General features: G+C 36.8%; 28 protein-coding genes and 1 pseudogene. 21 read left to right on the forward strand and 8 right to left on the reverse strand.

Translation table 11 applies throughout. The features are described 5' to 3' along the window. Nucleotides 1-253: 253 nt before the first annotated feature. Entirely contained in the window at nt 254-892 is a 639-nt protein-coding gene (gene trhA, locus ACNSTQ_RS12295; RefSeq protein WP_418200112.1) for a PAQR family membrane homeostasis protein TrhA, read from the reverse strand. Nucleotides 893-1289: 397 nt separating this feature from the next. Between trhA and ACNSTQ_RS12300 the strand changes: the two genes are divergently transcribed. The 3 genes from ACNSTQ_RS12300 (at nt 1290) to ACNSTQ_RS12310 (ending at nt 3951) form a co-directional block, all read left to right on the forward strand. Continuing rightward, a complete protein-coding gene (locus tag ACNSTQ_RS12300) occupies nt 1290-1982 on the forward strand; it encodes a peroxiredoxin (protein WP_418200113.1) in 693 nt (230 codons plus the stop codon). Nucleotides 1983-2429: 447 nt separating this feature from the next. Then, nucleotides 2430-3026, forward strand: a complete 597-nt coding sequence (locus ACNSTQ_RS12305; RefSeq protein ID WP_418200114.1) for a TetR family transcriptional regulator — start codon at nt 2430-2432, stop codon at nt 3024-3026. Between the two features lie 13 nt (nt 3027-3039). Continuing rightward, a complete protein-coding gene (locus ACNSTQ_RS12310) occupies nt 3040-3951 on the forward strand; it encodes a cation diffusion facilitator family transporter (RefSeq protein WP_418200115.1) in 912 nt (303 codons plus the stop codon). Between the two features lie 576 nt (nt 3952-4527). On the opposite strand, the gene ACNSTQ_RS12315 is transcribed toward ACNSTQ_RS12310, so the two are convergent. Further along, a complete protein-coding gene (locus tag ACNSTQ_RS12315) occupies nt 4528-4656 on the reverse strand; it encodes a hypothetical protein (RefSeq protein ID WP_418200116.1) in 129 nt (42 codons plus the stop codon). Nucleotides 4657-4948: 292 nt separating this feature from the next. On the opposite strand from ACNSTQ_RS12315, the gene ACNSTQ_RS12320 reads away from it, so the two are divergent. From ACNSTQ_RS12320 to ACNSTQ_RS12330, 3 genes are all read left to right on the forward strand, one after another. Beyond that, nucleotides 4949-5542: a hypothetical protein gene (locus ACNSTQ_RS12320; RefSeq protein ID WP_418200117.1), complete on the forward strand. Its 594-nt coding sequence runs from the start codon at nt 4949-4951 to the stop codon at nt 5540-5542. 201 nt (nt 5543-5743) lie between these two features. Further along, nucleotides 5744-6583, forward strand: a complete 840-nt coding sequence (locus tag ACNSTQ_RS12325) for an SDR family NAD(P)-dependent oxidoreductase (RefSeq protein ID WP_418200118.1) — start codon at nt 5744-5746, stop codon at nt 6581-6583. Beyond that, nucleotides 6580-8139, forward strand: coding sequence for an AMP-binding protein (locus ACNSTQ_RS12330; protein WP_418200119.1), 1560 nt, complete (start codon nt 6580-6582; stop codon nt 8137-8139). Before ACNSTQ_RS12325 ends, ACNSTQ_RS12330 begins: the two co-directional genes overlap by 4 nt. 489 nt (nt 8140-8628) lie before the next feature. On the opposite strand, the gene ACNSTQ_RS12335 is transcribed toward ACNSTQ_RS12330, so the two are convergent. Beyond that, on the reverse strand, nt 8629-9549 hold the full coding sequence (locus ACNSTQ_RS12335; RefSeq protein ID WP_418200120.1) for a diguanylate cyclase domain-containing protein: 921 nt from the start codon (nt 9547-9549) through the stop codon (nt 8629-8631). A gap of 388 nt (nt 9550-9937) precedes the next feature. After that, nucleotides 9938-10243, reverse strand: a complete 306-nt coding sequence (locus tag ACNSTQ_RS12340; RefSeq protein WP_418200121.1) for a DUF3784 domain-containing protein — start codon at nt 10241-10243, stop codon at nt 9938-9940. A 960-nt stretch (nt 10244-11203) separates the two neighbouring features. Between ACNSTQ_RS12340 and ACNSTQ_RS12345 the strand changes: the two genes are divergently transcribed. Then, on the forward strand, nt 11204-11398 hold the full coding sequence (locus ACNSTQ_RS12345) for a DUF4177 domain-containing protein (RefSeq protein WP_418200122.1): 195 nt from the start codon (nt 11204-11206) through the stop codon (nt 11396-11398). A gap of 117 nt (nt 11399-11515) precedes the next feature. Here the strand turns inward: ACNSTQ_RS12345 and ACNSTQ_RS12350 are convergent, their stop codons facing one another. Then, nucleotides 11516-11896, reverse strand: coding sequence for a DUF1761 domain-containing protein (locus ACNSTQ_RS12350; protein ID WP_418200123.1), 381 nt, complete (start codon nt 11894-11896; stop codon nt 11516-11518). A gap of 145 nt (nt 11897-12041) precedes the next feature. Here ACNSTQ_RS12350 and ACNSTQ_RS12355 point away from each other — a divergent pair, with 145 nt between their 5' ends. The 9 genes and pseudogenes from ACNSTQ_RS12355 (at nt 12042) to ACNSTQ_RS12395 (ending at nt 17450) form a co-directional block, all read left to right on the forward strand. Further along, nucleotides 12042-12452: a hypothetical protein gene (locus ACNSTQ_RS12355; protein WP_418200124.1), complete on the forward strand. Its 411-nt coding sequence runs from the start codon at nt 12042-12044 to the stop codon at nt 12450-12452. Nucleotides 12453-12562: 110 nt separating this feature from the next. Beyond that, nucleotides 12563-13117, forward strand: a complete 555-nt coding sequence (locus ACNSTQ_RS12360; RefSeq protein WP_418200125.1) for a hypothetical protein — start codon at nt 12563-12565, stop codon at nt 13115-13117. 197 nt (nt 13118-13314) lie between these two features. Next, the gene (locus ACNSTQ_RS12365) at nt 13315-13470 is read left to right on the forward strand and encodes a hypothetical protein (protein ID WP_418200126.1); all 156 of its coding nucleotides are present in this window, start codon (nt 13315-13317) and stop codon (nt 13468-13470) included. Between the two features lie 313 nt (nt 13471-13783). Beyond that, complete coding sequence (locus ACNSTQ_RS12370) at nt 13784-14278, forward strand: hypothetical protein (RefSeq protein WP_418200127.1); 495 nt, start codon at nt 13784-13786, stop codon at nt 14276-14278. Between the two features lie 221 nt (nt 14279-14499). Then, nucleotides 14500-15495, forward strand: a complete 996-nt coding sequence (locus ACNSTQ_RS12375) for a D-cysteine desulfhydrase (RefSeq protein ID WP_418200128.1) — start codon at nt 14500-14502, stop codon at nt 15493-15495. A 271-nt stretch (nt 15496-15766) separates the two neighbouring features. Continuing rightward, nucleotides 15767-16129 (forward strand): VOC family protein, encoded by a 363-nt coding sequence (locus ACNSTQ_RS12380; protein ID WP_418200129.1) that lies wholly within the window; start codon nt 15767-15769, stop codon nt 16127-16129. Nucleotides 16130-16179: 50 nt separating this feature from the next. Beyond that, a pseudogene (locus ACNSTQ_RS12385) lies at nt 16180-16281 on the forward strand (NUDIX domain-containing protein); the annotation flags it as partial. Between the two features lie 57 nt (nt 16282-16338). After that, a complete protein-coding gene (locus tag ACNSTQ_RS12390; protein WP_418200130.1) occupies nt 16339-16932 on the forward strand; it encodes a VanZ family protein in 594 nt (197 codons plus the stop codon). A gap of 38 nt (nt 16933-16970) precedes the next feature. Continuing rightward, nucleotides 16971-17450, forward strand: a complete 480-nt coding sequence (locus ACNSTQ_RS12395; RefSeq protein ID WP_418200131.1) for a hypothetical protein — start codon at nt 16971-16973, stop codon at nt 17448-17450. 193 nt (nt 17451-17643) lie between these two features. On the opposite strand, the gene ACNSTQ_RS12400 is transcribed toward ACNSTQ_RS12395, so the two are convergent. The 3 genes from ACNSTQ_RS12400 to ACNSTQ_RS12410 are packed head-to-tail and all read right to left on the reverse strand — an operon-like array spanning nt 17644 to nt 19947. Beyond that, nucleotides 17644-18966, reverse strand: a complete 1323-nt coding sequence (locus ACNSTQ_RS12400) for an FtsW/RodA/SpoVE family cell cycle protein (protein WP_418200132.1) — start codon at nt 18964-18966, stop codon at nt 17644-17646. Further along, nucleotides 18963-19397 (reverse strand): PadR family transcriptional regulator, encoded by a 435-nt coding sequence (locus ACNSTQ_RS12405; RefSeq protein ID WP_418200133.1) that lies wholly within the window; start codon nt 19395-19397, stop codon nt 18963-18965. The genes ACNSTQ_RS12400 and ACNSTQ_RS12405 overlap by 4 nt, the downstream gene beginning before the upstream one ends. Further along, the gene (locus tag ACNSTQ_RS12410; RefSeq protein ID WP_418200134.1) at nt 19390-19947 is read right to left on the reverse strand and encodes a sigma-70 family RNA polymerase sigma factor; all 558 of its coding nucleotides are present in this window, start codon (nt 19945-19947) and stop codon (nt 19390-19392) included. The genes ACNSTQ_RS12405 and ACNSTQ_RS12410 overlap by 8 nt, the downstream gene beginning before the upstream one ends. Nucleotides 19948-20124: 177 nt before the next feature. Here ACNSTQ_RS12410 and ACNSTQ_RS12415 point away from each other — a divergent pair, with 177 nt between their 5' ends. The 5 genes from ACNSTQ_RS12415 (at nt 20125) to ACNSTQ_RS12435 (ending at nt 23885) form a co-directional block, all read left to right on the forward strand. Next, nucleotides 20125-20610, forward strand: a complete 486-nt coding sequence (locus ACNSTQ_RS12415; RefSeq protein WP_418200135.1) for a hypothetical protein — start codon at nt 20125-20127, stop codon at nt 20608-20610. 47 nt (nt 20611-20657) lie between these two features. Continuing rightward, complete coding sequence (pxpB, locus tag ACNSTQ_RS12420; protein ID WP_418200136.1) at nt 20658-21404, forward strand: 5-oxoprolinase subunit PxpB; 747 nt, start codon at nt 20658-20660, stop codon at nt 21402-21404. Beyond that, complete coding sequence (locus tag ACNSTQ_RS12425; RefSeq protein ID WP_418200137.1) at nt 21401-22399, forward strand: biotin-dependent carboxyltransferase family protein; 999 nt, start codon at nt 21401-21403, stop codon at nt 22397-22399. The genes pxpB and ACNSTQ_RS12425 overlap by 4 nt, the downstream gene beginning before the upstream one ends. Before the next feature lie 24 nt (nt 22400-22423). Continuing rightward, complete coding sequence (locus ACNSTQ_RS12430; RefSeq protein WP_418200138.1) at nt 22424-23203, forward strand: LamB/YcsF family protein; 780 nt, start codon at nt 22424-22426, stop codon at nt 23201-23203. Nucleotides 23204-23327: 124 nt separating this feature from the next. Beyond that, complete coding sequence (locus ACNSTQ_RS12435; RefSeq protein ID WP_418200143.1) at nt 23328-23885, forward strand: GNAT family N-acetyltransferase; 558 nt, start codon at nt 23328-23330, stop codon at nt 23883-23885. Nucleotides 23886-24076: the final 191 nt, after the last annotated feature.

Genomic DNA, 24076 nt, shown 5'->3' on the forward strand with positions numbered 1-24076 from the left:
ATAGATAATAGTCATTCGAATAGATTAATATAATTAAGCTGTTTAAAGTGATCTACAGCACGATTGGATACGTTCGTTTTATGTAAAATAAAACACTTAAAGGCACGAAGAACATATCTTCGCGCCTTTTTTCAATGCTACTAACCTGTTGTTTGGGTAAGTAAATTGTGTGATTTGAGCCTGTGAATGCATCTATGGTTTTTCGTTTGCACCGCATCAATAAACCCATAAATTTTAAACCCCACGCATAGTCTTATGGCAGCAAGGTTAAAACCGAGAAAAAGTGCATAATAGACCCAGCGAGTACAAATAGATGCCAAATTGCATGATGATAGTAAAAGCCTCTCCAAACGTAAAAGATTGCACCGACCGAATATAACACGCCGCCAATGACTAGCATGATAATGCCTTCTGAAGGAACATTTTGGACTAAAGTACCCCAAGCAAAAACAATCATCCAACCTAATAAAACGTATAAAACGGTAGAAGTATGCAAGAATCGTTTGACGAAGAACGATTTAAATACCGTTCCCACGATTGCAAGACCCCATACAATTCCGAAAAGAGTCCATCCTAAAGTACCTTTAACCGCAATAAATAAAAATGGCGTATACGTACCAGCGATAAAGAAGTAAATGGATGAATGGTCTAAAATTTCAAAGACATCCTTTGCTTTACCTGGAGGAAAGCTGTGCACGAGAGTCGACGACGTATACAATAAGACCATCGTTGTTCCGAACAAGGTAAAACTCACGACATGCCAAGCGGTTCCGTAAAGTGATGAAAAGACAATGAGGAGGACTAAGGCAGCAATACTTAAAAGAGCACCGACCCCGTGAATAATGGCGTTAGCGATTTCCTCGCCTTTAGAGAAAACATGTGTATTGGACATGTAGTTAATCATTCCTTTTGTTTTAAAATTATTCGAGCATCTACTAAGCTCATTTTATTTATTACTTAATCTATACTTTCTTTTCATAGTAACTATTAAGTCATTTGTCATATAGTTTAAGTTCTCAACTTCAATCTTACCACTTTATAGTAAAAACTGCTCTGAATAAACTCAAAATTATATTTAACAACATCATTCACTTTTTGCAATCATTCAAATAAAAACAAATAGTAGATTACTATGACCCAAATAGCTAAAAATTCTGTTTTACTCATAGATTAACTGAGTAGGTGTAAGGTGGAAACACTTACATATAAAGCTTATTATAAGCCCCATTTCACTAGGACGAATGTAGGCGAATATACATAAATGTGATTATAATTTAGGAGGAAAGGTAATGAAACCAGATCACATTGTATTCCCGCCATTTATTGGTGATCGCATGCCGCGGCTAGAAGTCCATACGACTCTTGGGAAGAGAATTCTTCCTGATGATTATGCAGGTCGCTGGTTCATGTTATTTAGTCATCCCGGAGATTTTACGCCAGTGTGTACGACTGAGTTTGTTTCATTTGCTAAAAATCAAGCCGCATTTCAAAAATTGAATTGTGAGCTCATTGGTCTTTCCATTGATACGGTATATGCCCACATGAAATGGATTGAATGGATTCAAACTCAATTAGGTGTCAGTATCACTTTTCCGATCATCGCCGATGAACTCGGCAATGTCTCCCGTCGTTTAGGCATGCTTCCGCGAGAAGGAGTTAAACGTACGGTCCGGTCCGTATTCTTTGTCGATCCAAATGGCTATATTCGATTAATTCTTACGTATCCAGATGAATTAGGGCGTAATACGAGCGAATTATTACGCGCACTTAAGGGGTTACAAGCGGCTGATGCACATGGCGTGGCGATGCCAGCGAATTGGCCAAATAATGAAATCATCGGTGACCAAGCGATTATACCACCTGCAAATACGGTGATGAAAGCGAGAGAAAGACTAGAAGCTGCTCAAGCTCAGAAATTTTCATGCTTTGATTGGTGGTTCTGTTATAAAGACATACCGGTACGGAAAAAAACTGATAAATAGTAGGAAAGGAACAATGGCAAGTAACTTTCCGTGGAACGACGTTCGGTGAAACAATCATGAAAAAGTGATAGCATAAATTTAATTCTTTACCCTCAAGCACTGCCAAAAACCTTCTAACCAATATTAGAGGGTTTTTGCAGTACTTCCTAAATAGCCCCTATAGCGTGCACCAATCGAGGTGAATGGTTATTGTATTCTCCTAGAAATTCCCTCTAGCGCGCACTAATCAGCAATATTGGGTGCTCATACCTCAAATTTTTTCCTCATCATACCTCAATCATCACGGTTGAATACAGTTCAAAATTAACACAACTGTATACAGCGTTTTAAATGAAGGACATATGTTCTTTTCGGAAGTTAAAGCGGACAAAGTAGCCAAAATTTGTAATTCATGATATAATAGTGAATGACAGTCAGTCAGTGACTATTTTTACTGGAGGATTGATAATGAAGCAAGACAACAAATACGAATTGTTAGTGAATGCTGCACTAACTGTAATGAAAGAAAAAGGGTTTGAGAAAGCGTCAGTGTCGCAAATCGTCAAAGAAGCAGGAGTTGCCCAAGGTACTTTTTATTTATACTTTGACTCCAAAAGTGCAATTGTTCCAGCTATTGCCGAGAAGATACTAAATGCTCTTTTCTTAAAAATAAAGCAAAGTTTTAATGCGGAAGAAACAATATTCTATACACTTGAAATGATCGTCGAAGTTACATTCGATATTACGAAGGAGTACCGTGAGCTGATTTTATTTTGTTATTCCGGACTCGCTTATTACCATTCGTTTGAGCGGTGGGAAGAAATTTATCAGCCTTATTATAGCTGGCTTGAGGAACGGCTTGATCATGCCAATCAAAATGGGCTCATTCATACAAATTTAGACTTAAATTCGTTAGCTAAAATGATTATAGATTTAATAGAAAATTCAGCGGAAACGTATTATTTAACTAATGAAAGTGATAGAAGTATGGAACATAGTAAAAATCAAGTATTACTGTTTATAAAAAGCGCACTGACTGACAGTCAATCATTAAACAAAGCCTAGACGAGGTGTTAATATGCATAGTGATTATGCATTGGAAAAGAAGTTGTTGAAGATTTCAGTTTATGGTGCGGTCATGTTTGCTGTGACTGGTGTCGTTTGGGGATATCTCATTTCTTCACAAATGGTCATGTTCGATGGACTTTATTCATTAATTAGTGTCATGCTGTCCCTGATGTCCTTATTTGCAGCACAATTTATTCAGAAGCGGGATACGAAGAAGTTTCCATTCGGTAAAGAGGTGCTCGAACCTCTAGTCATTATTATTAAATATGCGGTCATTCTGATAATTTGTTTGGTTGCAGTGGTCTCAGCATTGGAGGCCCTTGTATCAGGTGGTCGAGAAACAAATATCGGTTCCGCTCTTCTTTATTCTATTTTATCTACAGTAGCTTGTTGGGGCGTATTTGTGTACTTAAAGAAACAAAAGCAAGGATCAGGCCTCATTCAAGCGGAGGCCAATCAATGGAGAATGGACATGGTACTTAGTGGGGCGGTCCTAGTGGGATTTTTAATCGCTGCGATTTTAACCTATACTCAATTTACGTTTTTAACCCCTTATATGGATCCGCTTATGGTTCTCCTTTCTGCTGGTTTCTTCTTGAAGGTTCCAATTGTAGAAATTGCAAAAGCTTCAAAAGAAGTACTCGAAATGGCACCCGACCAACTGATCCAAAAGAAATTTAAATCGGTCGTCGATTCGATCCAAGCCCAATATCAAATAGAAGATTCGATGCTACGAATGTCCAAAGTAGGCAGTAAGCTTTTCATCGAAGTTGACTTTATTTTAAATGAGCAATCCAAAGTAATAACCGTCGCAGAACAAGATTTAATTCGTGAAGAAATTAATAAACGTACAAAAGATTTACGCTATAAAAAATGGTTAACCGTTTCATTTACAAATGATCGAAAGTGGATTAATGGTTGATCAAGCGAAATAGGAAGTCGCTGTATAAAGTTGTACCCGGTAGAGTAGACGCTAAAAAAGTCTATTCTACCGGGTACTTTTTTCCGCTAAATGTGTAGTAAATAGCTTAAAAGTCCTTGTCTGTTGGTATAGCGAGGGACAATGTGTAAGTTCAATTAATGATATTGTCGGGTTTGGAGATTTTATTGTCCAATTTGAAATTTTATTGTCTGATTTCACTTTTTATTGTCCAATTGCACTGTTTTATTGTCCAAAATGTGAATAGATGGCGAATTCAACGATGCAATATATGGCGGAACTACTGTACGTCTAAGAAAGATCCCATCTATTAAACACCAGCATCATCGAATAGGATGTGCTGGCTTCTCTGTTACAGGGAGATCATCCATCCATCAGTACTTCCACTTTGTGATGGTAAACGGCAATGTCACAACAAATAAATCTAAGGCATAAAAAGAGTACAAAATTCCATGGTTCTTATTTGCAGGCTTTCTATCAGAATAAAGCTTTTTTTCATAGACTTTTTTTATCCCAAACCTAAAAGGAAAAAGCCGATAAATTTTAGGGATTTCTAATTTATTTTTCAACATCACTCGGAAAATCGCATCCTGTATGTATGTCACTAAACAAAATATGAAGAAACCAATGATGATTTTCAGTAAAGTAACCACGCTTCAACACCTCGTTTGGCCCGTATTTTTTCATAAATTCCTCTTGATGTTTTTTTACAATAGAACGCGATTTAAAAGAGAATTACATCCATTATATCCCATTCGTATGTGTAGAGAGTTGAAATTTTAGTTAATTTATCTAAAATAACGAAATCATGGCTAAGCAGTTTATGATCACTTTTTTAAATTGTGAAACTTCTGCTCTTGTCAGTCGTAACTAATAATAAGTAAGTATTAAAGTTAATTGCCGAATCACTTTTTAGAGCAAGTTGATATTTAGTGTTTTTTCGTACTGAGTAACTCTCTGTAACAAAAGGGGTGGTAAGATGTTTGAATTTATCGTAGCGGTGACCGTAGGGATTATTCCGTTACTTTATGTGTATTTAGCGGTTAAATTTATGATTAATATCAAAAAGGGTGGACAAACGCTTTATCCGATTGAGAATCAACCATTTATTTATAAGCAAATGGGGGTTCAGTTGAGGAGAGTGACTCCTAAATTAATACTCCTTGAAAGTCCTCTTTACCTTATTGGTTTTACATGTGCTATTGTAGCAAGTGTATCGCTTTACTTAGGAAACGATGCGTTTTTACTGCTCGCCCCAGCAATATTGCCACTAATGTTTTCCAGGGGCTCTTTATTCGCAGCGTTTGAATTAAAAGAGGAAGGTGTTTTGGTTGGCAGTGTTTTTCATGAGTGGTCCGAAATTGAAAAAGTGGAGTTCTCCTCATTAAAAGTCCATGAAAAAGAATATGGTTTTGGAAAAGAAGACCATCATCTTAAATTCAAGTTTCATTTAAAAAACGATAAGAGTTTTAACATCATTATTGGAGAAAGTGAACATGAAAAGGCTATCGAGGTTTTAAAACAAAAAGATTTGGAAGTATGGGAAAAAGCAGATTTAGGCTTACCACAATAAAACATTTTCAGGATAGTACGAACAAAGGTCATATGTAAATGTTGTTTAAAGTGTAATAAGAAAACTAACTAACAAATGGATACTTATGGTAAAGTTAAAAGAAAAGTGTTAAGTAAATGTATTAAGTAAATGCAACAAAACAACTAGACATGATGAGTTACGGGTACGACAAACGATCATGAAAGTGAAACAGGTGTCCATATGTATAAACAACGTTTTTGGGACTATTTTTTATTTCGTCCGATCTCTTGTAACAAAGAGAAGTTAAAGAAAGTTATTCGTGGTAAGTCCATTCTTATAACAGGTGCCAGTTCAGGCGTTGGAAAAGAATTAGCCTGCGAGCTAGCAGATGTAGACTGTCATTTAGTTTTAGTGGCAAGAAGAGGAGACGAACTTGCGAAAATAAAGAAGACGATTGAAACAAAGAATGCTAAAGTCAGTGTTTTCCAAGCCGATCTTAGAGATACGACCGAAATGGAGAACTTTCTCTCTTTTCTACATGGATTGCCACATGGGCTCGATATCGTAGTCAATAACGCTGGTTTATCCATTCACAGATCCATCAATGACTCTTTAAACCGTTATCATGATTTTACACGGACGATGGCGATTAATTATTTTGCTCCCGTTCAATTACTGTTATCTGTAATTCCTCATCTTCAAAGAAATAAAGGCCATATCATTAATGTTTCTACCATCAATGCCCGCTTAGCACCTGTTCCGTATTTTGCGGCCTATCAAGCATCCAAATCAGCTTTTGATGTGTGGCTTCGTTCAACAGCGCCTGAACTGAAGACACAGGGGGTAACAACTACATCGGTCTATCTTCCACTAATTAAAACACCGATGATTGAACCTACAGTAGCCTATCAAAATGTACCGGCAATGTCTCCACGTTATGTTGCCAGAATCATCTGTAAGAGTATTTACACCAAAAAGAAAACCTACCAACCTTGGTGGTTAATCTTTGGTCAGATGGCTTCTATATTTCTTCCTCATTTCAGTCGGGTATCAAAAAAGAAAGGGGAGAAGAGCCGGTGAAGATATTCAAGCTTATCTATGTTTTATACAAGATAAAATTACTGTCACCACTCAGTTTGTACCGGTTCATTACTTCCTTTTTTGCCTGTGGAATGAACTTGATGACTCTATTACATTTTGCCGAAAAGAAATATGCTAATAAAACCGTGTTAATAGATGACAAGGAAACACTTACATATAGCCAAATGCTATCACAATCATATCAAATAGCTATCTATCTAAAAGAGAATTATCAAATACAGAGCGGTCAAAAGATCGGCTTTCTTTGTAAAAATCATGCTTCTTTTGTAAAAGCTATTTTTGCCGTGTCCCGATTAGGAGCAGACCTTTATTTATTAAATGCTGAACTAAAGACAAGCCAGTTAAATCAATTTGTCGAGCGTCATGATTTTGACTTTTTAATATACGATTTGGAATTTACGGACGTAGTTCATCACTCTGATTATTCCAATGCAAAACTGTTAAGTTATCATGATCAACTTGCAGCAATTGATAACATTGTCCATTCAACCAAGACTTCAAAGCTAGCTTTACCACGGTATTCCACTAGTAAACTGGTCTTGCAAACGAGCGGTACGACTGGAATGTCGAAAGAAGCAGCCCATAAACCGTCCCTATTTAATTACTTAAATCCATTTGCAGCCTTTCTTCAACGATTGAAAATATTAAACTACAATACTGCTTATATTGGGTCACCGATATTTCACGGGTATGGAATTGCGGTCCTCTTATTATTTATTCCATTAGGGAAAAAAGTAGTGATTAGTCATACGTTTGAGGCTTCAACAGCTTGCAGGCTAATCCGCAACCACCAGGCGGAAGTGGTTACTCTAGTTCCTTTAATGCTGCAAAAAATGTTACAACACAATGTCGACGATTTGCGGTCTCTAGTATGTGTCGCTTCGGGTGGAGCAAAGCTTAGTACAAAACTGGTCGCTGAGACGCAGCGCTCCTTAGGTGATGTGCTCTATAATTTATACGGCACGTCCGAATCAGGGCTTAACTTCATCGCTACACCCAAAGATTTACGCTATTCTCCTGCAACCATAGGTAAGAGAATAAACGGTATGGCTGTAAGAGTCCTTGATGAGCAGATGGAAGAACGGAAAAGCGGGCAGGTCGGTCAGCTTTGTATTAAAAATGATTGGTCGATCAGCAATAAAAACAACACTTGGATTCAAACAGGTGATTTAGCTTACAAGGATGAAAATAATTATTACTTTCTATGCGGGCGAAGCGACGATATGGTGGTGTCTGGCGGTGAAAACGTGTATCCAATCGAAGTGGAACAGGCAGTGATACAACATTCCTTCATTGAAGATGTTGCTGTAATCGGGGTACCTGATGAACAATTTGGACAGAGGTTGACCGCATTTGTTCTTCTAGTAGAAGATGCTGATCTTACGGAAAAAGATATACTAGAATGGATGCGTCCGAGATTGCCTAGATTTCAAATCCCTAAAAGTATCGCGATTGTCCATCATATGCCTTACACACCACTAGGTAAGCTCGATAAAAGCCAGTTACGTCGGAGGATCTTAAATGAAGAAAAATAGACTCATGCTAATAATTGCGATTGTCATTGGTTTTATTGTTCCTATCATTTCAGCCAAGAGGACTCCTTCCTCAAAAGTTCGTTAGAATTTTAGGTGGGAGGTGAATTGGCGGTTTTGAGTGTAAGAGGAAGATGTATAAGGTATTATTTATTGTGTCATGTCCGTCAGTTGTATTAGCACTTGTAAAATTAATTGTAGAATGAAAGTTAGGACGTAAAACTTCTTCGAGACGAGTTGTTATTTATCTTGCGAATTCACTTTTTGCCACCGTGGACTGAGCCCGTTACTAGCTGTTAGCGTTCCCTTGATAAGGAACGCTTTTTTATATTTATATATCACCTAGTTTAATAACCTTAGAAAACAGAGTCCAAGATCATTTGATTTACATTTGTTAGTTTCTTTATTTGATTTTGAAGTTTATTTAACTGACAAATTGTCTTTTGGCATCAACATAATCCTTTTTATTTAGGTTATTTATGGAAGTGGAAATCATTGGCTTAAATGGGTACTTACATAAAAACAAAAAGTGTTCTTCCCATTTCTCTTTGCCTCGTACATCGCGTGATCGGCTTTTTTCAATAGTGTACTTAATTCAGTACCTTCCTGTGGGTACTGAACAATACCGACACTTGAAGAAACTTCAATGCTGTATTCAAATGTCGTCCAATCGGATAAAGCTTGAGTTAACTGGATTCCAAGCTTCTTTAGCAGGTTTTCATCTGTTTGATTAGGCAATAAAAGGACAAACTCATCGCCACCCATTCGGATGGCTAAAGCGTTAGGGTCAATCGTTTGTTTTAATCGATTTCCTACTTCTTTCAAAACGAGATCACCGACTTCGTGACCATATGTATCATTTACTTCTTTAAAACCATCAAGATCAAGAAGCATGACAGCACCTCTATCCGCTATAAACTCAAAATTATCAGCTAAATAACTTCTATTATATAAACCAGTTAGTGGATCTGTTTTTAACTGTTTTTCTAATTCGATAACGTACGAAAAGAGGTTAGAATACTTAACTAGTATATCGATGTCTTTTTTAGTGAAATATGAAGGTTTCGAATCTAAAGCACATAAAGTCCCGAACATTTCCCCATCTTTATAAAAAATGGGTACACCAATGTATGATTGAATATTTAAATCGTTCGTAACCGCTAATTTGCTTGTGAATGGATGGGATTTAGAGTCATTGATGATAAGTGGTTCACGGTTACCAAAGAAAATTTGTTGACAATAAGATTCTCTTAAACCGATTTCTTGATTTTCCCTAATCGGTATCCCTGTTCCGTTATCTATAGATTTGATGATTGAAAAAGTATCTTCTGATATATTACCAATAAATAACATTTTACCTTCAATCGATGAATTTACTAACTCCAGTAGATCAGTTGCAGCTTTGTAAGTCATAATTTAACTCCCTCATTTTTAAGAATAAATATAGATGCAGTTAAATGAGTAAATGCCTGAAATTTTACATCTATGTGCCATAGTCAATTTAAATTATCTATGTAAATAGCAAACATTTAAATTATAACAAGATAATGGAAATCTGTCTGTCAAATCTGAATGATTTTAAATAAACAGAAAAAAATAAAAGGTTGTTTTCGTAAACTTTGTTGCTTTTGGACCGATTTTCTTTTCATTCTTTTCAAAAGCTTCACGCTATGCGTGAAGAGCCAAGCATTCGCTTGGCCTACGGTCCAAAAGCAAGGAGCAACAATCTTTGAGAAAAGAGCCAAATAAAAAGACTACGTATAATAGGGGAGGTGGGAAATTAACTGCTGCAATATAAATTCTACTTTTTAAATCGATTTCCTGTATTGGCGTATATTAAAAATAAAATGATAGCTATTATAAAAGCGATCCAGCTATAAGAAACAACCCAAGTAATATTTACCAATTCCCCGAGTCCAGTAATAAAAAGAAATCCACTTAATAAAAAAATAAAATTACCCACGCCATTACAAAGCGCTTGTTTATCGTATTTTGCTTTTTCTTCCTTAGAAGAAGTGTTATACCCCGCTATTAACCAACTCCATTGCCTATATTTGATCAAGTACCCTAGTAAAATAAAGAATAAACCAGTAACGAAATGAGTCATTTTGTTATACCTCTCTTTCTTTGAATTAATGAATAGATCAGGTAGGGAAATAGGATGCAGATGATAGTGAACAGCCTTACTAATTCTAAAATTAAAATATTATCTAATCCAACAAAAAATATATCCGAGTAATATAAGGCGTAGTGTATAGCATTGTTTGATTGAAGGGAAGTAGTGAATATTTATAAAAAATGGCAACGGGTACATGCCACACTGACCAAATGATTGCAACGATAAAGGAAAGCGATCCCCATTGGGACTTATCGGTATAATAATAGAATAACCTCTCCAATTGAGGACCCGTCATTCAATTGAAGAATTAGATGAAACGTCAAGGTTAATAGGATTGTAATACAAATAACGAGAACCAGTCTTTTTTTAATCGGATACAATTTAATTTCCCCATTCATAATGAACTAGTCACTGTCGAACTTGCACTGCTCTTCAATGAAAATTGTCGGTTTCTGCGCTTGCCTAGGAAATTTTTTAAATATTCAAACGGTACTAATTAGACACACTTTTATGGATACTAGATAAAAAGAAATTGGGGATACACGGTAAAATTAAAAAAGTAGTTGTAAATTGCGTTCTTACAATTATTGTATACTTAATCCTATTAGAAAAAAGATGAAACCAAAAACGGCAGCAAAAACACCTTTCCCCCATATGGAAGACCAAATATTAATCAATCAATAATCTTGCCTTTCTAGGTGGTTGTCTATTTTATTTCTATAGTCGAAAGAAAATAGAGATGACTTAGCAAAGTCACCATGGGAAGTCACATCTTTGATGGTTTGCCCGGCAACACATTAGATTTTGAAGCAGAAACGGCTAAAACAAAAGCTCCAATTAGTGTTTTATATTAATTTAAGGACCAGCACTAATAAAAGTTGAAACCAATTTGTTTGTGCTTCGTATGTATGGTAGTTGTATTGAATTGATTGGAGGAGGCTATCGTTTATGTATGAATATAAGTTTGTCAAAGTCGACTTAAAGTCAACATGGAAAGGGACAAAACCTGAAGAAGATTATCATACGGTCATTAAGCAGCATGGGGCAGAAGGTTGGAGGTTAGTACAGATCTTTGCGCCGGCTATTGCAGGGTATGGGGCTGCTGAATTTTACGAGATCATTTTCGAAAAGAAGATAGATTAAAGGGTAAAGTTGAGAGAGCAACCTGAGAATTTTTAAGGATTATTAAAAAACTTGATCATCAATTTAGCTAATTGAGAGGCATAAAGATCGGTTCTCTATGCCTCAGTTCCGTTTATGTTAAATAAAAAACATCATAACAGCTCCAATAACTGTAAGGGCAATCACATGATAACCGACAGCAACACAATAGAGAGAAATGGCGTTTTTTGAATTTGAGCCTAAACTAAAAATAAAGTCTTTGGCATAGGCAAGGGCAACAATTAATCCTACACTGCCGCCAATAATTGCACCATCCATTATTGTTTCTGCTTGGGAAAGGTTTAAGATACCAAATAGTAAAAGAGTCGTTAGTAAAGTGACCAATGTTAGCAGTCCATAGTTAGGTTGTTTATCTAATTTAATATGTAATAAATCGACCCAACGTTTCCCTAGGATGGAATAATAAATCATACCACTTACCATGTAAATAATAAATCCTGTTAAAATAGCTAAAAACATTGCATTACCTCTTTCTATAGTCTATATGGGTTCATTTACTTGAATTATATCACTTTATAATTGTAAGGTTAAGGTAACTATATATGCTAAAGAAGAGTAAAGCTTTAGTAAAAATACGATTTCAGTTACATATCGGAGGTCGGAGATGAAAATAAAAATTGTTTTAGTGATCCTTTTTGTTTCTCTTTTTCTAGTTGGGTGTATGCCTAAAAGTGATTCAGTGACAGCAGTTGGTGAAGGAGAATACGGAAACGTTGAGATTCATTACACAATTTCAGATAACACTTTAAGTGAAAAAATCTTACTGAAATTCATGGGTGAAGATGAACTTTCTTCTATTGTTTATGAGGTAGAAAATCCCCATTCATTAGAACTATTAAACTTTCAAGGCGAAATGGGAACTTTTGAAGAACAAACGGGCTGGATGGAAGGAAAATCAAAAAGATCTGTAGAGAAAGAAGAACTTATTAAAATAATTAATGATGCTCAAATAACTGTAGATTGGAAAACAGCAAATGGAAACTACACGGAAACTATTGATCTATCAACAAAATAACGTTTTACTTTCTAATAATGAAAATAACGCATAGGGCGAACATTCCTCTCGGCGTTATTGCAGCATAAACGTTTTAAGCTAGAAAGATTACTAGAAATGGGGAATTGGTTTTGTTTAAGAGTCATACAAGTTTGGTCGGCTTACTACTTATTGTGGGAATACTTCTTATGGCGTGTTCCGGAAGAACCTTAACAGCTTCTCCCATTCCAGAACTAGAGAAGTATGAAGGTCGGCCATTACATATAGCAGTGATTGGAGAGCTGCCATCCGTCAGAGAACAACAAATTCAATTTTCAACCATACAATTTACCGATTTATTGGATAGAAAACTTGAATTATATGATGCAGTTTTTATAACGAAGGAACATTTAAATGAGGCGTCAGAAGATCAATATGCTGATGTTTATATGGAAGCCCCAATTCCGTTTTTCTTTATTGATGCGAGTAAATCGTATCATTCTTTTATTGAAAAAGATTTATCCTACGAAGAAAATCTAGATCTAAAAGAAATTAGTAATCATTATATTATTGGTTTATTAGCAACAGAAGAAGCAGAATATACGTACTGGTATTTCGGACTTTATGATGATATAGTCTCAGATCAAACGATAAAAGGGACGTTTTCACAAGTTTTCGTGACGATCGAAAAACAGATGAACTTCTAGCTCTAACAACTTTCGAAGCAAATAAAACAAGTGAAACGATAAAAGGGATCCGCCATGGTTTATAAATCCATATGGTGAAAGAAGTTTAAGGTGACGATTACTATTCATACTGTGATGTGGAACAGGGTATATATGGTATAGACTATTTGATCACACTTACGATAGGTAACCTTTAGTGATAGAAGGAGGGTTTTGGAGTGAGCGATAAAAATACAGCAGTAAAAACAGGAATTGGCTTCGGATCAGTTTTAGCGATCACAATTTCATGGAGTGTCAATCAATCGATCATATGGGCAATCATCCATGGGGTTTTTAGTTGGTTGTACGTGATTTATTATGCGTTGACGAGATGATGTGTAGGTGAGCCGAGGTGGCGGAGGTAAAGTAATTCATTCAATCATAAACTTCGATTGTATCCGAATGAACTCGATATTCCTAGTAACAGGAAGAAGCGGGTCATCAAGTCGTTTTTTCTTCCTTGCATAATACAAGTTTTAGTTGAATAAAGGTTAGTGACTGGAAATAAAATGGGCGAGAACAAGTCATTTTAGTAAAACTGCTGTCTTATAAGAACAAGGAACAGAAAATGCACATTTTTTCAAATGATTAAATACTTTACCAATAAAAGAATTTCCTACATATCGAGAGGAGGGAGGGAATTTTTCATTGGAGAAGTTTATTGACGACAAGAAGCGAATCTCGCAGTCTCATCAAAAAATTCGAATAAATAAACAACCCCATGCACCGAAAAAATCAGATGAAAAGTACATTACAGTTCAGATGACGGAAAGCACGTTAGATTGGATTGTGAACAAGAAAAAAGTGAAAGGAATTACAGATCTTTCGATACGTCTCATTGATGATCAAATTGTAATCAACGGAACCGCGAAGAAGCTGAAGATACCCATTCATTTCCAGATTGGCCTAAGACCATTAGTAGCTGACAATCGCCACTTATCGTTTCAAGTCACGGATCTCAAACCGGTAAACCAACATTGGATTACAACGAAACTCCTCAATAAACCACCACTCATCCGCTTTCATAAAGGAATTATCAACCTTAACTTAAATCACATAGAACAAGCTAAATCCTTTCGGTTTGGAAACCTAAAACTTTTTGAAGTCCGAGACGAAAAACTTTGGATCGGGGTGCAATTTTAATCGTTTAAGTATTTACCATTCATTAGCCCTGCTTTTTTAATGTGGGGCTTTTTTTACTAAGTTTGATTTAAGAAATCGTTGTCAAGTTATGACTTGAATTTCAACAACAGTAATACTTACACCAATCCGGTCCACCAAAAAAATAGCTAAAAAACTCCCACCTAACGAATAAACTCATGTAAACTAAACGTGACTTATCATTAATGTAAAGGAGAGCTAAGATGAACATCTCTAATTTTGCACGAAATCGTTATACACCCAACCCAACTCCGATTGAAAAAGCGAGTCGTTTTACAGCAGAACTTAACGGTCCAAACATTTACATAAAACGAGACGATTTACTCGGACTGACGGAAGGAGGCAACAAGACGAGAAAGTTAGAATTTTTAATTGCGGATGCTCAAGCGAAAGGAGCCGATACAATTATTACAGCAGGCGGCATCCAGTCGAACCATTGTCGTCTCACATTAGCGGCATGTGTCAAAGAAAATATGAAGTGCATCCTTGTTTTAGAAGAAAATAAAGAAGACCAATTTGATTTAAAAACAAACGGCAACTATCTTCTCTATCAATTGCTCGGTACTGAATCGATACAAATTTTCCCAAACGGAACGGATGTATATAAAGTCATGGACGAGGTCTCTGCTAAAGTTAAAGAAAACGGTGGTTCCCCTTATGTCATTCCAGTTGGTGGATCTAATGTAACAGGTGTGGCGGGTTACGTATCGTGTGCCGAAGAAATCCAACAGCAATCAAACGAACTTGGCGTATCATTTGATTATGTCATTTGCGCGAGTGGAAGTGGTGGGATGCATGCTGGACTCGTCACCGGATTTTTCGGATTAGGCAGCAACACTAAAGTACTCGGGATGAATGTCAGTCGCGGTAAAAACGAACAGGAAGAAAAAGTTCATCAACTTACAAATGAAACAGCTATTCACATTGGTCTAAAGGATATGATTTCAAAAGAGAAAATTACGTGCTTTGATGAATATGTCGGTCCAGCTTATGCGGCTCCAACAGAAGGTATGTTAGAGGCGGTAAAACTTCTAGCACGAACTGAAGCAATCATTCTCGATCCGGTTTATACAGGAAAAGCAATGGACGGCTTGATAAACTTGGTTAAGCAAGGGTATTTCAAGCCAAGCGATAACGTTTTGTTTTTACATTCCGGGGGAACACCCGCGGTTTATGCGTATTCGCCGATTTTTCAGTAAAAGTTCAAGGGTAGTTTATTCATTTGAAGTGGATGCTTAGACCTGAGGATGAAATTCCCACTAAATCCCAGTGAAGTGTAAGGATAGAAATGATCTGGATGAGTTTAGTACTAGTAAGTGTTGAAAAAATCTGTGAAATGATAGTTATAGGTTCATTTGCACAGAAAAAGTAAAAATAACATTCGATTTGGAGTATGAATTAGCGATTAATTTATACTCCATTTTGGTTTATAATGGAAGAAAAAACTCTATCTTTAAAGGAGGAACTTGAATGATTATCGGATTACACCATGCACAAATCACTATACCAAAAGGTGCTGAAGAAGAGGGGAAACATTTTTATTGTAATCTATTGGGGTTGACAGAAATAGAGAAACCCGATTCTCTCAAAGAGCGAGGTGGCTTCTGGTTACAAGTCGGCGACAAAGAGGTGCATGTAGGTACGGAAGAAGGCTTAAATAGGCTGAAAACCAAAGCGCATTTAGCCTATTTGGTAGAAGATATATCTCACTGGAAAAAAGTATTAGAAGAGAACAACATAGAAATTATCAATTCAGTTCCCATTCCGAATTATGAACGGTTTGAGTTTCGGGACCCGTTTGGTAACAGGGTCGAAATGATACAGGAAGTTTAATAGTTTTATTTATTAAGGTTGAGATGCATTAAAATACCAAAGGAACTGTACAGCCTGGAGAAGACACTCAATCTGCGGTCAATAGAGAAGTTGAAGAAGAGACAGGATTAAGACATTTTCGAGTGGATCGGCTACTTGCCGAAGATTTTTGAGAGAATGACGATGGTGTAATACATAACAGATACTTTTATAAAATAAGGAGAATGTGTGTGTACGTAATAAATGTAGTTAGTATAGGAATAGTTATCATCGTTTTTTATTTTGTTATTGACCTGATAAGAGATAGAAAGAAACATATGGTAAGCAGATTGATTTTCCTCAGTTTTTTATTTTATGCATTCAACGTTTTGCAGCAGGTAACTGGTGGTATAAATTTTCCACCTGTTGATGAGAATTTCTGGAGTTGGAAATGGAATACACAGTTCATACCATTCTATTTCGTGGGTGATTTAATAAGTCATTATAATACTTCAGGGGTTGATTGGTTTTTTTGGAATTCTGTAAAGTTATCTTTTTATAATGTGCTGTTGTTATTTCCATTAGGAGTTTATTTATCATTCTACAAGTTTGGTAGTATTAAAAGAGCGGCACTTATTATTTTAATCGTTAGTTTAGCATTAGAGACTCTTCAATTGGTATTTAGTTATTTCGGGCTCATCTTTTCACGAAGCTTTAATGTCGATGACTTAATATTAAATACTGTCGGTGGTGTTTTAGGTTACTTCGTTTTTGACCAGCTCAAAAAATTGTATAGTAGGACTTTTTCAAAAAAACAAAACGAAAAGTCCCTTAATATCTCATAAAAAATAATAGGAGTAAATAGATAATCAGAGGTGTAGATATGAGCCGTAAACTTAAAATAATCTTAGCCATATCCGTTGCAGTTAATATTATATTATTTATTATACTGACATTAGAATACAATAAAAAGCATACTGTTACTGAGAAAATCTTCTTGAATTTAGTAAGACATGAATTGTTATTGTTAAATGAAAATCTTGATGCTCAAAAGAACAATGGTTGGACGGAACCAGTCATCGTTCAAATACAGTTAATAGATGTACTCGATGCAATATATCTTGCAGTTAGTACAGGAATAGAATTAAATGCCCTCTCAAAAAAGGAAATTGAAAATTATAATGAATTTTGGAGGATAATTAGAAATTCCATCCCATCTCATGAATTTACTGAAACTGATAAAGTAAACCTAGAGCAATTACAAAAACAACTTGATGATGTAGGCATAATTAATGGGACTAATACGGAAACTTATAATTCATTCAGAACTAAAATAGAATTATTAGTTGATAAAGTAAACTAATAGAATATGTAGAATTAGAGTAAGCCATACAATCAAAAGACCTTCAACATACAACAATGGATACATTAGTGTATGTTGAAGGTCTTTTGTTATGCCATATATATACTGGCGTTAGATAGTTGAAGGAAATGCCAAATACAACAGGCTAACTAACTATTAAAACTACTTATATTTAATCTAATTACGATCGAACTTAATGCAAATTGACTATTGTTGGCTCTACGATATCTTTTCGACGATAGACGTTCAAAATGAGCCCTAGAATGGCGGAGTAAAATAGCAGCATGCTACCCCCGTAACTGATAAATGGTAGAGAGACTCCCATGATCGGTAGGATTCCAAAACCCATGAGGATGTTCCAGCAAGCAGGAACTGCAATTAAGGAGGCACCACCCATGACTAGTATTCTTCCGTATCGATCTTTTGTTTTAAACGCATTTTTTGATATTCGCAAAATGAATGTCAATAGTATGATACAAAGGACAATTCCGAATGCCCAGCCAAGAGAAAAAACGAGATAAGGAAAAGCAAAATCTGTATGGACAGCAGGAAGTAAACCTATCTTAGGATCATTAAACCCGTTACCGAACCATCCTGCTTGTGAAAGGACATCTCTAACGACAATATAAATATATCCTGCTCCAGATGGGTCCGCCTCAGGGTTAATAAAAGCAAATAGTCTATAAAACAGATACCCCCCGCGAGAAGTAAGGATCACAGTAGTGATTAAAATAACTCCTGTTGCCACATTGATTGCAGCTAACTTCAGGGCTAAACTTTTATGAACCTGAGAAAAAGCAAACATCGTTAAGACACAGAAAAAGTAAATGATACAAAACACTACGTGTGGCAGCATCATAAAGAAAAAAATGGGCGTCCAAAATAAAATAAATAGTAATCCTTGTTTAGGCCAACTCTTAAACTCGTTAATCTTGTTAAAGATTCCAGCCCATGCAAGGAACAATAAAAGTAAAATGATTGGCGTTGCATCAATGATAGCGCTACCTATTGAAATCCATCTTTGAGTTCCGTTACGCATATAACCAAATAGATGGATATACACAAGTAGAAACAAACCACTACCGTAAAAGAAGATCCACCAGTTCGTTAATTTTCTGTAATCAAAGAAAAGAAAACCAATGATAACAAGAACAGCAAGAAAGAACCAGAGCAGTTGACGTTGTATAAAATAGGTGATCGGTACTACCAATTCAGAAACTCCGCCAATGAGCGGAAGAAAACTAATCGCTGCTATAATTACAAATAAAGAAATGAGGACCCAATCCATTTTCGGGCGGTGCAGGTGATTTAAGTTTTCTCCAATCGTGAAGGGATTCCCCATCGATTGTACGGCTTTTTCATCTGCCTCTTCTTTAGAAGCTATGCTTTTCTGGTAGGATTGGCTTAGCTCATCAAGGTGATGAGTGAGTTCTTTTTTAATCATGCCATGTGCTTCCTTGGATTTTACTCTAGAGGTTACTTTCGTTAAAAATTCCTCGAATTTAGACGAGCTCATAAAGATGCCTCCTCAAGTAAGTGTTTCAGGGAGAAACGTCGTTTAGAATGTTCTTGTTTGGAAGCAACTAAGTACTTTTTCCCTTTTTTCGTTAAAGAGTAATGTTTCTTTTCATCGATCCACTTTGAACTTAAAATTCCTTTGTTTTCGAGTAGATGTAAGAGAGTATAAAGCTGTCCTTCGTTGTGTTCAAAAAGAAGTTCCCCTTTCTGAAAAAGTTGAGTAGAAATGTCGTAGCCGTGTTTGGCTTCATGTTGGATGGATTCGAATACAGCCAGTATTGTTTCCTCTTTCCAAGCTTGAAGATGTGGTTGAGATTGTTTTTCTCGGATCGTTTCTTTTACAGCCTCTTTTCGCTCATCGGAAAAGGTAAAATCCTTAAAAATCGTTTTTTTCATTGAATGTTTCAAGTTATGAAATGGATCACTCATCGTTAAACCTCCTAGTCATTTGGTCTTTCAATAATTCTTTTGCACGTTTTAATCTCGTTTTGATGGTATTTACATTTACAGTCGTCACCTTGCTTATTTCTGTTACTGATAGTTCCTCATAATAATGAAGAAAAACGACTTCTCGGTACTTTATCGGGAGAGCCATGACAGCACTGGCCAAGTTATTTTCTTCATTTTTTGTAATGACTTCCTCTTCAACGTGTTTGGATTGAGAAGGAAGGTAGTTGATCAGTTTCTCGTTCAAGGTTATTTTGCGATAACTCCAGCTTCTCAAGTAGTCTTTACAATGATTGCTGGCAATTCGATAGACCCATGTTTTGATCGAAGCCTGTTGATTAAACTGGCCTAATTTTTCATAACACTTGATAAAAATCTCCTGTGTTAAATCCTCTGCGGTTGTGCGATTTTTTACATATGTATAGACGAGATGCAGGATCCCGTCGCTATATTCATTCATTAATTGATCGATTATCTGCTCTCTCTCATCCATTCTTTCATCTGCCACCGCCAATTGTTCTAGTTCGTTCATCTAGGTATCACCTCTTCCTACATTTTAGACGAAGCTGACTTGCTTTTGGTTTGAAAAAAATGAAGAAATTTATTATTGACCTTCTTGAAAGGGGAAAAATAGTCTCTTGTTTTACTTTTTGTGGTAAAGTTTTACTTGTAATACTTGCTAAGTAACCTTTGAAGGGGACGAATAATTGTGAAGCAAAAATTAATAGTATGGATAAGTTTAATTGTCGTCATTTTAATAGCGGTTGGATGTCAGCATTCAGAAGCAACTGGCCAATGGACAATATCAAAAAATGAAGAAAAGGTCATTGAACAATATTTGACGAAAGAAGTACTTCAACCGAATTTTGGCGGCGAGATGTTTACAACCTATGAAATTTTTGGGACAGATTTAAATGCAGCTGAAGTCTACTTGTGGGCTTTAATTGAAGAATATTATCAAGAGGGTGGAAACCTTGAGCAAGGAACAGCGATGTCAGTTCCTATGGTTTTACATGCAGAAAAAAATACACAGTCATTCAAAATTTTAAAGCATACTCTACCGGGTGATGGCAGTAATTACATCGATGATATTAAAACGATGTTTCCTTCTAAATTACATAATAAAATCGTTGATTATGATGTAAATCATATTAGTAAATTAATAGAAGAGATGGAAGATCAAGTACAGGATTAAGTCAGGATGTTCTGAAATTCAGAATGGATATCGAGGAGGTGAAGAGAATGACTAGGAAAGAAACTGGTGCATCATTTGACATCTATCCATTAAGTGAGACGGCGATTACACTTCAGTTTGGAACAATGATCGATATGGATCTACATAGAAGAGTGAGAACGTTCACGCATCATTTAGAAGAACGTCCATTTGCAGGGTTCCTTGAATGTGTGCCTGCATTTTCAAGTGTGACCGTCTATTATGATCCGCTTCGCGTCCTTCAGTCTGAACAGACCAGTGGGTTTTCGTCAGTAAACACTAGGTCAGCCTATGATATCGTTTCTATTTATTTAAAAAAGCTGGTAGAAAAGCTGACGGATATAAAGGAGAAACCTCCTAGAGCAATCGAGATACCTGTTTGTTATGGCGGAGAATTAGGTCCTGACTTAGACTTTGTGGCTAAGCATAACAATCTGACAACGGATGAAGTGATCCAAATTCATTCGAGCGGAGAATATCTTGTATACATGATCGGGTTTGCTCCAGGGTTCCCGTATTTAGGCGGGATGTCAGACAAGATTGCAACCCCGCGACGCTCAAGTCCAAGGGCGACCATTGTAAAAGGCTCGGTAGGAATAGCCGGAAGTCAAACGGGTGTGTACCCGATCTCGACCCCTGGCGGATGGCAATTAATTGGACGGACTCCAGTTGAATTGTTTTGCCCAAATGATACAAACCCTTCTCTTCTACAGGCAGGAGATGTCATTCGTTTTAAACCGATTTCTCTAGAAGAGTATAAGGAGGGGAGTGCATGAGTCTAAAAATTCTACGCCCTGGCTTATTAACGACGATACAGGATTTGGGGAGAGTCGGATTTCAAAAATATGGTGTGATTGTGAGTGGTGCGATGGACGCCTATGCACTACGGATGGCCAATTTACTCGTTGGCAATGACGAAGGAGAAGCGGCATTTGAAATCACCTTAACCGGGCCGACGATCGAATTTGAACAAGATGTACTGATTGCAATTACTGGCGCAAACTTGTCACCGACGATTGAAAAAGAGCCTGTTCCTTTATATAAACCGGTACTTGTGAGAAAAGGAAGTGTACTTCAATTTGGGCCGTGTGTATCCGGGTGCCGGGCGTATTTGGCGTTTGCAGGTGGTTTCGATATTGAAGAAGTCATGGGAAGTCGGAGCACTTACCTTCGTGCAGGGATCGGCGGGTACAAAGGGCGGGCATTAAAATCTGGTGATCAGCTGACTATTAACACGGGCAGGCTGCAATCGACGTGGTTAATTGAGGAGTTGTCCACATCAAGTGATGGTCCATTTACGACGACTTCCTGGAGTGTAGCGACAAAATTTCTTCTTCCAGTGACAAAGGTAAATACGATTCGTGTAATTCCTGGTACTCATTTTGAACGGTTTACCTCTGAGAGTAGACAAGCCTTTTTTGACCAAACGTTCAGCGTGACGCCGCAATCGGATCGTATGGGCTATCGTCTTTCCGGGCCGTCGCTGCAACTCTCTGAAGCGTTTGAGGTGATTTCAGAAGCAGTTGCTTTAGGAACGATCCAAGTACCATCTGACGGAAATCCAATTGTTTTATTAGCAGATCGACAAACGACAGGCGGCTACCCACGAATGGCTCAAGTGGTGTCTGTCGATATTTCACTTATGGCTCAGCTAAAGCCAGGAGACAAGGTCCGTTTTAAAGAAGTAACCGTACTGGAAGCGGAACAGCTTTATCTGAAGCGAGAACATGAATTAAGCGGGTTGCGAGCGGGAGTAACCTTTAAATTTTAATGAAAAAATGTGTAGGTGATCGAAATGAAAGCGGTGGATCTGAATTGTGACTTAGGAGAAAGCTTTGGCTCGTTTGTCGTAGGGCAGGACGAGCTGATCTTAAAGCATATTACATCAGCCAATATTGCGTGTGGTTATCATGCCGGTGATCATAATGTGATGGCAAAAACAGTTAAATTAGCAAAAGAAAATGAGGTAAGCATCGGAGCTCATCCTGGGTTCCCTGATTTACTCGGCTTTGGAAGACGTAACATACAAACCGATCGAGAGGATATTTACAACTTTGTGATCTATCAAATTAGTGCGCTGCAAGGTTTTTGTAAGCTTCATAATGTTCCGTTACATCATGTAAAGCCTCATGGCGCATTGTTTAATATGGCGTCTGGGGATGCTGTAATGGCTGAAGCGATCGCTCAAGCCGTTTATGATACGGATCCATCCATAGTATTGTTTGGATTGTCGGGAGGAGAATTAACAAAAGCGGGTATGAAGGTTGGGTTAACGGTAGCAAATGAAGTGTTTGCAGACAGAACGTATCAGCCTGATGGGACATTAACTCCGCGCACACAAGAAAATGCATTAATTCATGACACAGATCGAGCGATTGAACAAGTGTTAACGATGGTAAAAGAAGGGACAGTACGAGCGGTTAATGGTTCGATTGTACCGATTCAAGCGGATACCATTTGTGTGCATGGAGATGGAGCAAATGCACTTGCGTTTGCTCAAAAACTACAGGAAACCCTGATCGCAGAAGGGATAACGCTAAGTCCTGTTAAGAAGGGCATTCGTAATGATACCTAAGAAATAAAAGAGCAAATCAGTAACGAGATTTCCAATCGAATACATCCGAAACATGTGCCGATTTGTACAAGCCAAACTGGCACAAATAAAGTTTGATGGAATTTGGAGGATAATTATGATAGATATAAATGTATTTCCTGTAATTGAAACAAATAGATTAATTTTAAGACAAGTAACCAAGGATGATGCAGAAAGTATTTTAGAGTATTTGTCTGATACGGATGTAATGAAACACTACGGATTAGAACCTTTTAAATCAACTGATGATGCATTGGATGAAATTTCTTGGTATCAATCAATATATGAAAAGAAAACTGGAATTAGATGGGGAATTACCCTAAGAGGGAAATCAAAGGTTATTGGCAGTTGTGGTTTTCTAAACATAGATTCACAGCATTACCGTTCTGAAGTTGGTTTTGAGTTAAATAAAGAATATTGGGGAAAAGGCATTGCAAGTGAGGCGATTGAAGCAGTAATTAAATACGGATTTGATCATTTGAATTTACAACGGATACAAGCATTAATTGAACCCCCTAATATTTCATCACAAAAGTTAGTAGAAAAAAAGGGATTTATAAAAGAAGGCCTCTTAAGAAATTATGAATTTACTTGCGGAAAATTTGATGATCTACTTATGTATGCATTATTAAAGCAAGACTTTGTAAAATGCGATCATTCATGAATGTGAATAATTACACTAAAACTAAAGGTGAGCGATAGCGTAACAACTGCTATCGCTTGTTGTGCTAACGAGCAGTTTACTTTAAGAGAAGAAAATAATTTTATTAAGAGGAGAACTATTTATGTTAACACCAACTAAACTCAAAACAGGAGATGAAATACGAGTTATTGCTCCGAGTAGGAGTGCTTGTA

The organism is Alkalihalobacterium sp. APHAB7 (genome assembly GCF_048323755.1).
Classification (GTDB): domain Bacteria; phylum Bacillota; class Bacilli; order Bacillales; family Bacillaceae_F; genus Alkalihalobacterium.

Coding starts and splice junctions, on each gene's coding strand:
- trhA (WP_418200112.1), bottom strand. CDS start 892: ATGTCCAATACACATGTTTTCTCTAAAGGCGAGGAAATCGCTAACGCC.
- ACNSTQ_RS12300 (WP_418200113.1), top strand. CDS start 1,290: ATGAAACCAGATCACATTGTATTCCCGCCATTTATTGGTGATCGCATG.
- ACNSTQ_RS12305 (WP_418200114.1), top strand. CDS start 2,430: ATGAAGCAAGACAACAAATACGAATTGTTAGTGAATGCTGCACTAACT.
- ACNSTQ_RS12310 (WP_418200115.1), top strand. CDS start 3,040: ATGCATAGTGATTATGCATTGGAAAAGAAGTTGTTGAAGATTTCAGTT.
- ACNSTQ_RS12315 (WP_418200116.1), bottom strand. CDS start 4,656: ATGAAAAAATACGGGCCAAACGAGGTGTTGAAGCGTGGTTACTTTACT.
- ACNSTQ_RS12320 (WP_418200117.1), top strand. CDS start 4,949: ATGTTTGAATTTATCGTAGCGGTGACCGTAGGGATTATTCCGTTACTT.
- ACNSTQ_RS12325 (WP_418200118.1), top strand. CDS start 5,744: ATGTATAAACAACGTTTTTGGGACTATTTTTTATTTCGTCCGATCTCT.
- ACNSTQ_RS12335 (WP_418200120.1), bottom strand. CDS start 9,549: ATGACTTACAAAGCTGCAACTGATCTACTGGAGTTAGTAAATTCATCG.
- ACNSTQ_RS12340 (WP_418200121.1), bottom strand. CDS start 10,243: ATGACTCATTTCGTTACTGGTTTATTCTTTATTTTACTAGGGTACTTG.
- ACNSTQ_RS12345 (WP_418200122.1), top strand. CDS start 11,204: ATGTATGAATATAAGTTTGTCAAAGTCGACTTAAAGTCAACATGGAAA.
- ACNSTQ_RS12350 (WP_418200123.1), bottom strand. CDS start 11,896: ATGTTTTTAGCTATTTTAACAGGATTTATTATTTACATGGTAAGTGGT.
- ACNSTQ_RS12355 (WP_418200124.1), top strand. CDS start 12,042: ATGAAAATAAAAATTGTTTTAGTGATCCTTTTTGTTTCTCTTTTTCTA.
- ACNSTQ_RS12375 (WP_418200128.1), top strand. CDS start 14,500: ATGAACATCTCTAATTTTGCACGAAATCGTTATACACCCAACCCAACT.
- ACNSTQ_RS12380 (WP_418200129.1), top strand. CDS start 15,767: ATGATTATCGGATTACACCATGCACAAATCACTATACCAAAAGGTGCT.
- ACNSTQ_RS12395 (WP_418200131.1), top strand. CDS start 16,971: ATGAGCCGTAAACTTAAAATAATCTTAGCCATATCCGTTGCAGTTAAT.
- ACNSTQ_RS12400 (WP_418200132.1), bottom strand. CDS start 18,966: ATGAGCTCGTCTAAATTCGAGGAATTTTTAACGAAAGTAACCTCTAGA.
- ACNSTQ_RS12405 (WP_418200133.1), bottom strand. CDS start 19,397: ATGAGTGATCCATTTCATAACTTGAAACATTCAATGAAAAAAACGATT.
- ACNSTQ_RS12410 (WP_418200134.1), bottom strand. CDS start 19,947: ATGAACGAACTAGAACAATTGGCGGTGGCAGATGAAAGAATGGATGAG.
- pxpB (WP_418200136.1), top strand. CDS start 20,658: ATGACTAGGAAAGAAACTGGTGCATCATTTGACATCTATCCATTAAGT.
- ACNSTQ_RS12425 (WP_418200137.1), top strand. CDS start 21,401: ATGAGTCTAAAAATTCTACGCCCTGGCTTATTAACGACGATACAGGAT.
- ACNSTQ_RS12430 (WP_418200138.1), top strand. CDS start 22,424: ATGAAAGCGGTGGATCTGAATTGTGACTTAGGAGAAAGCTTTGGCTCG.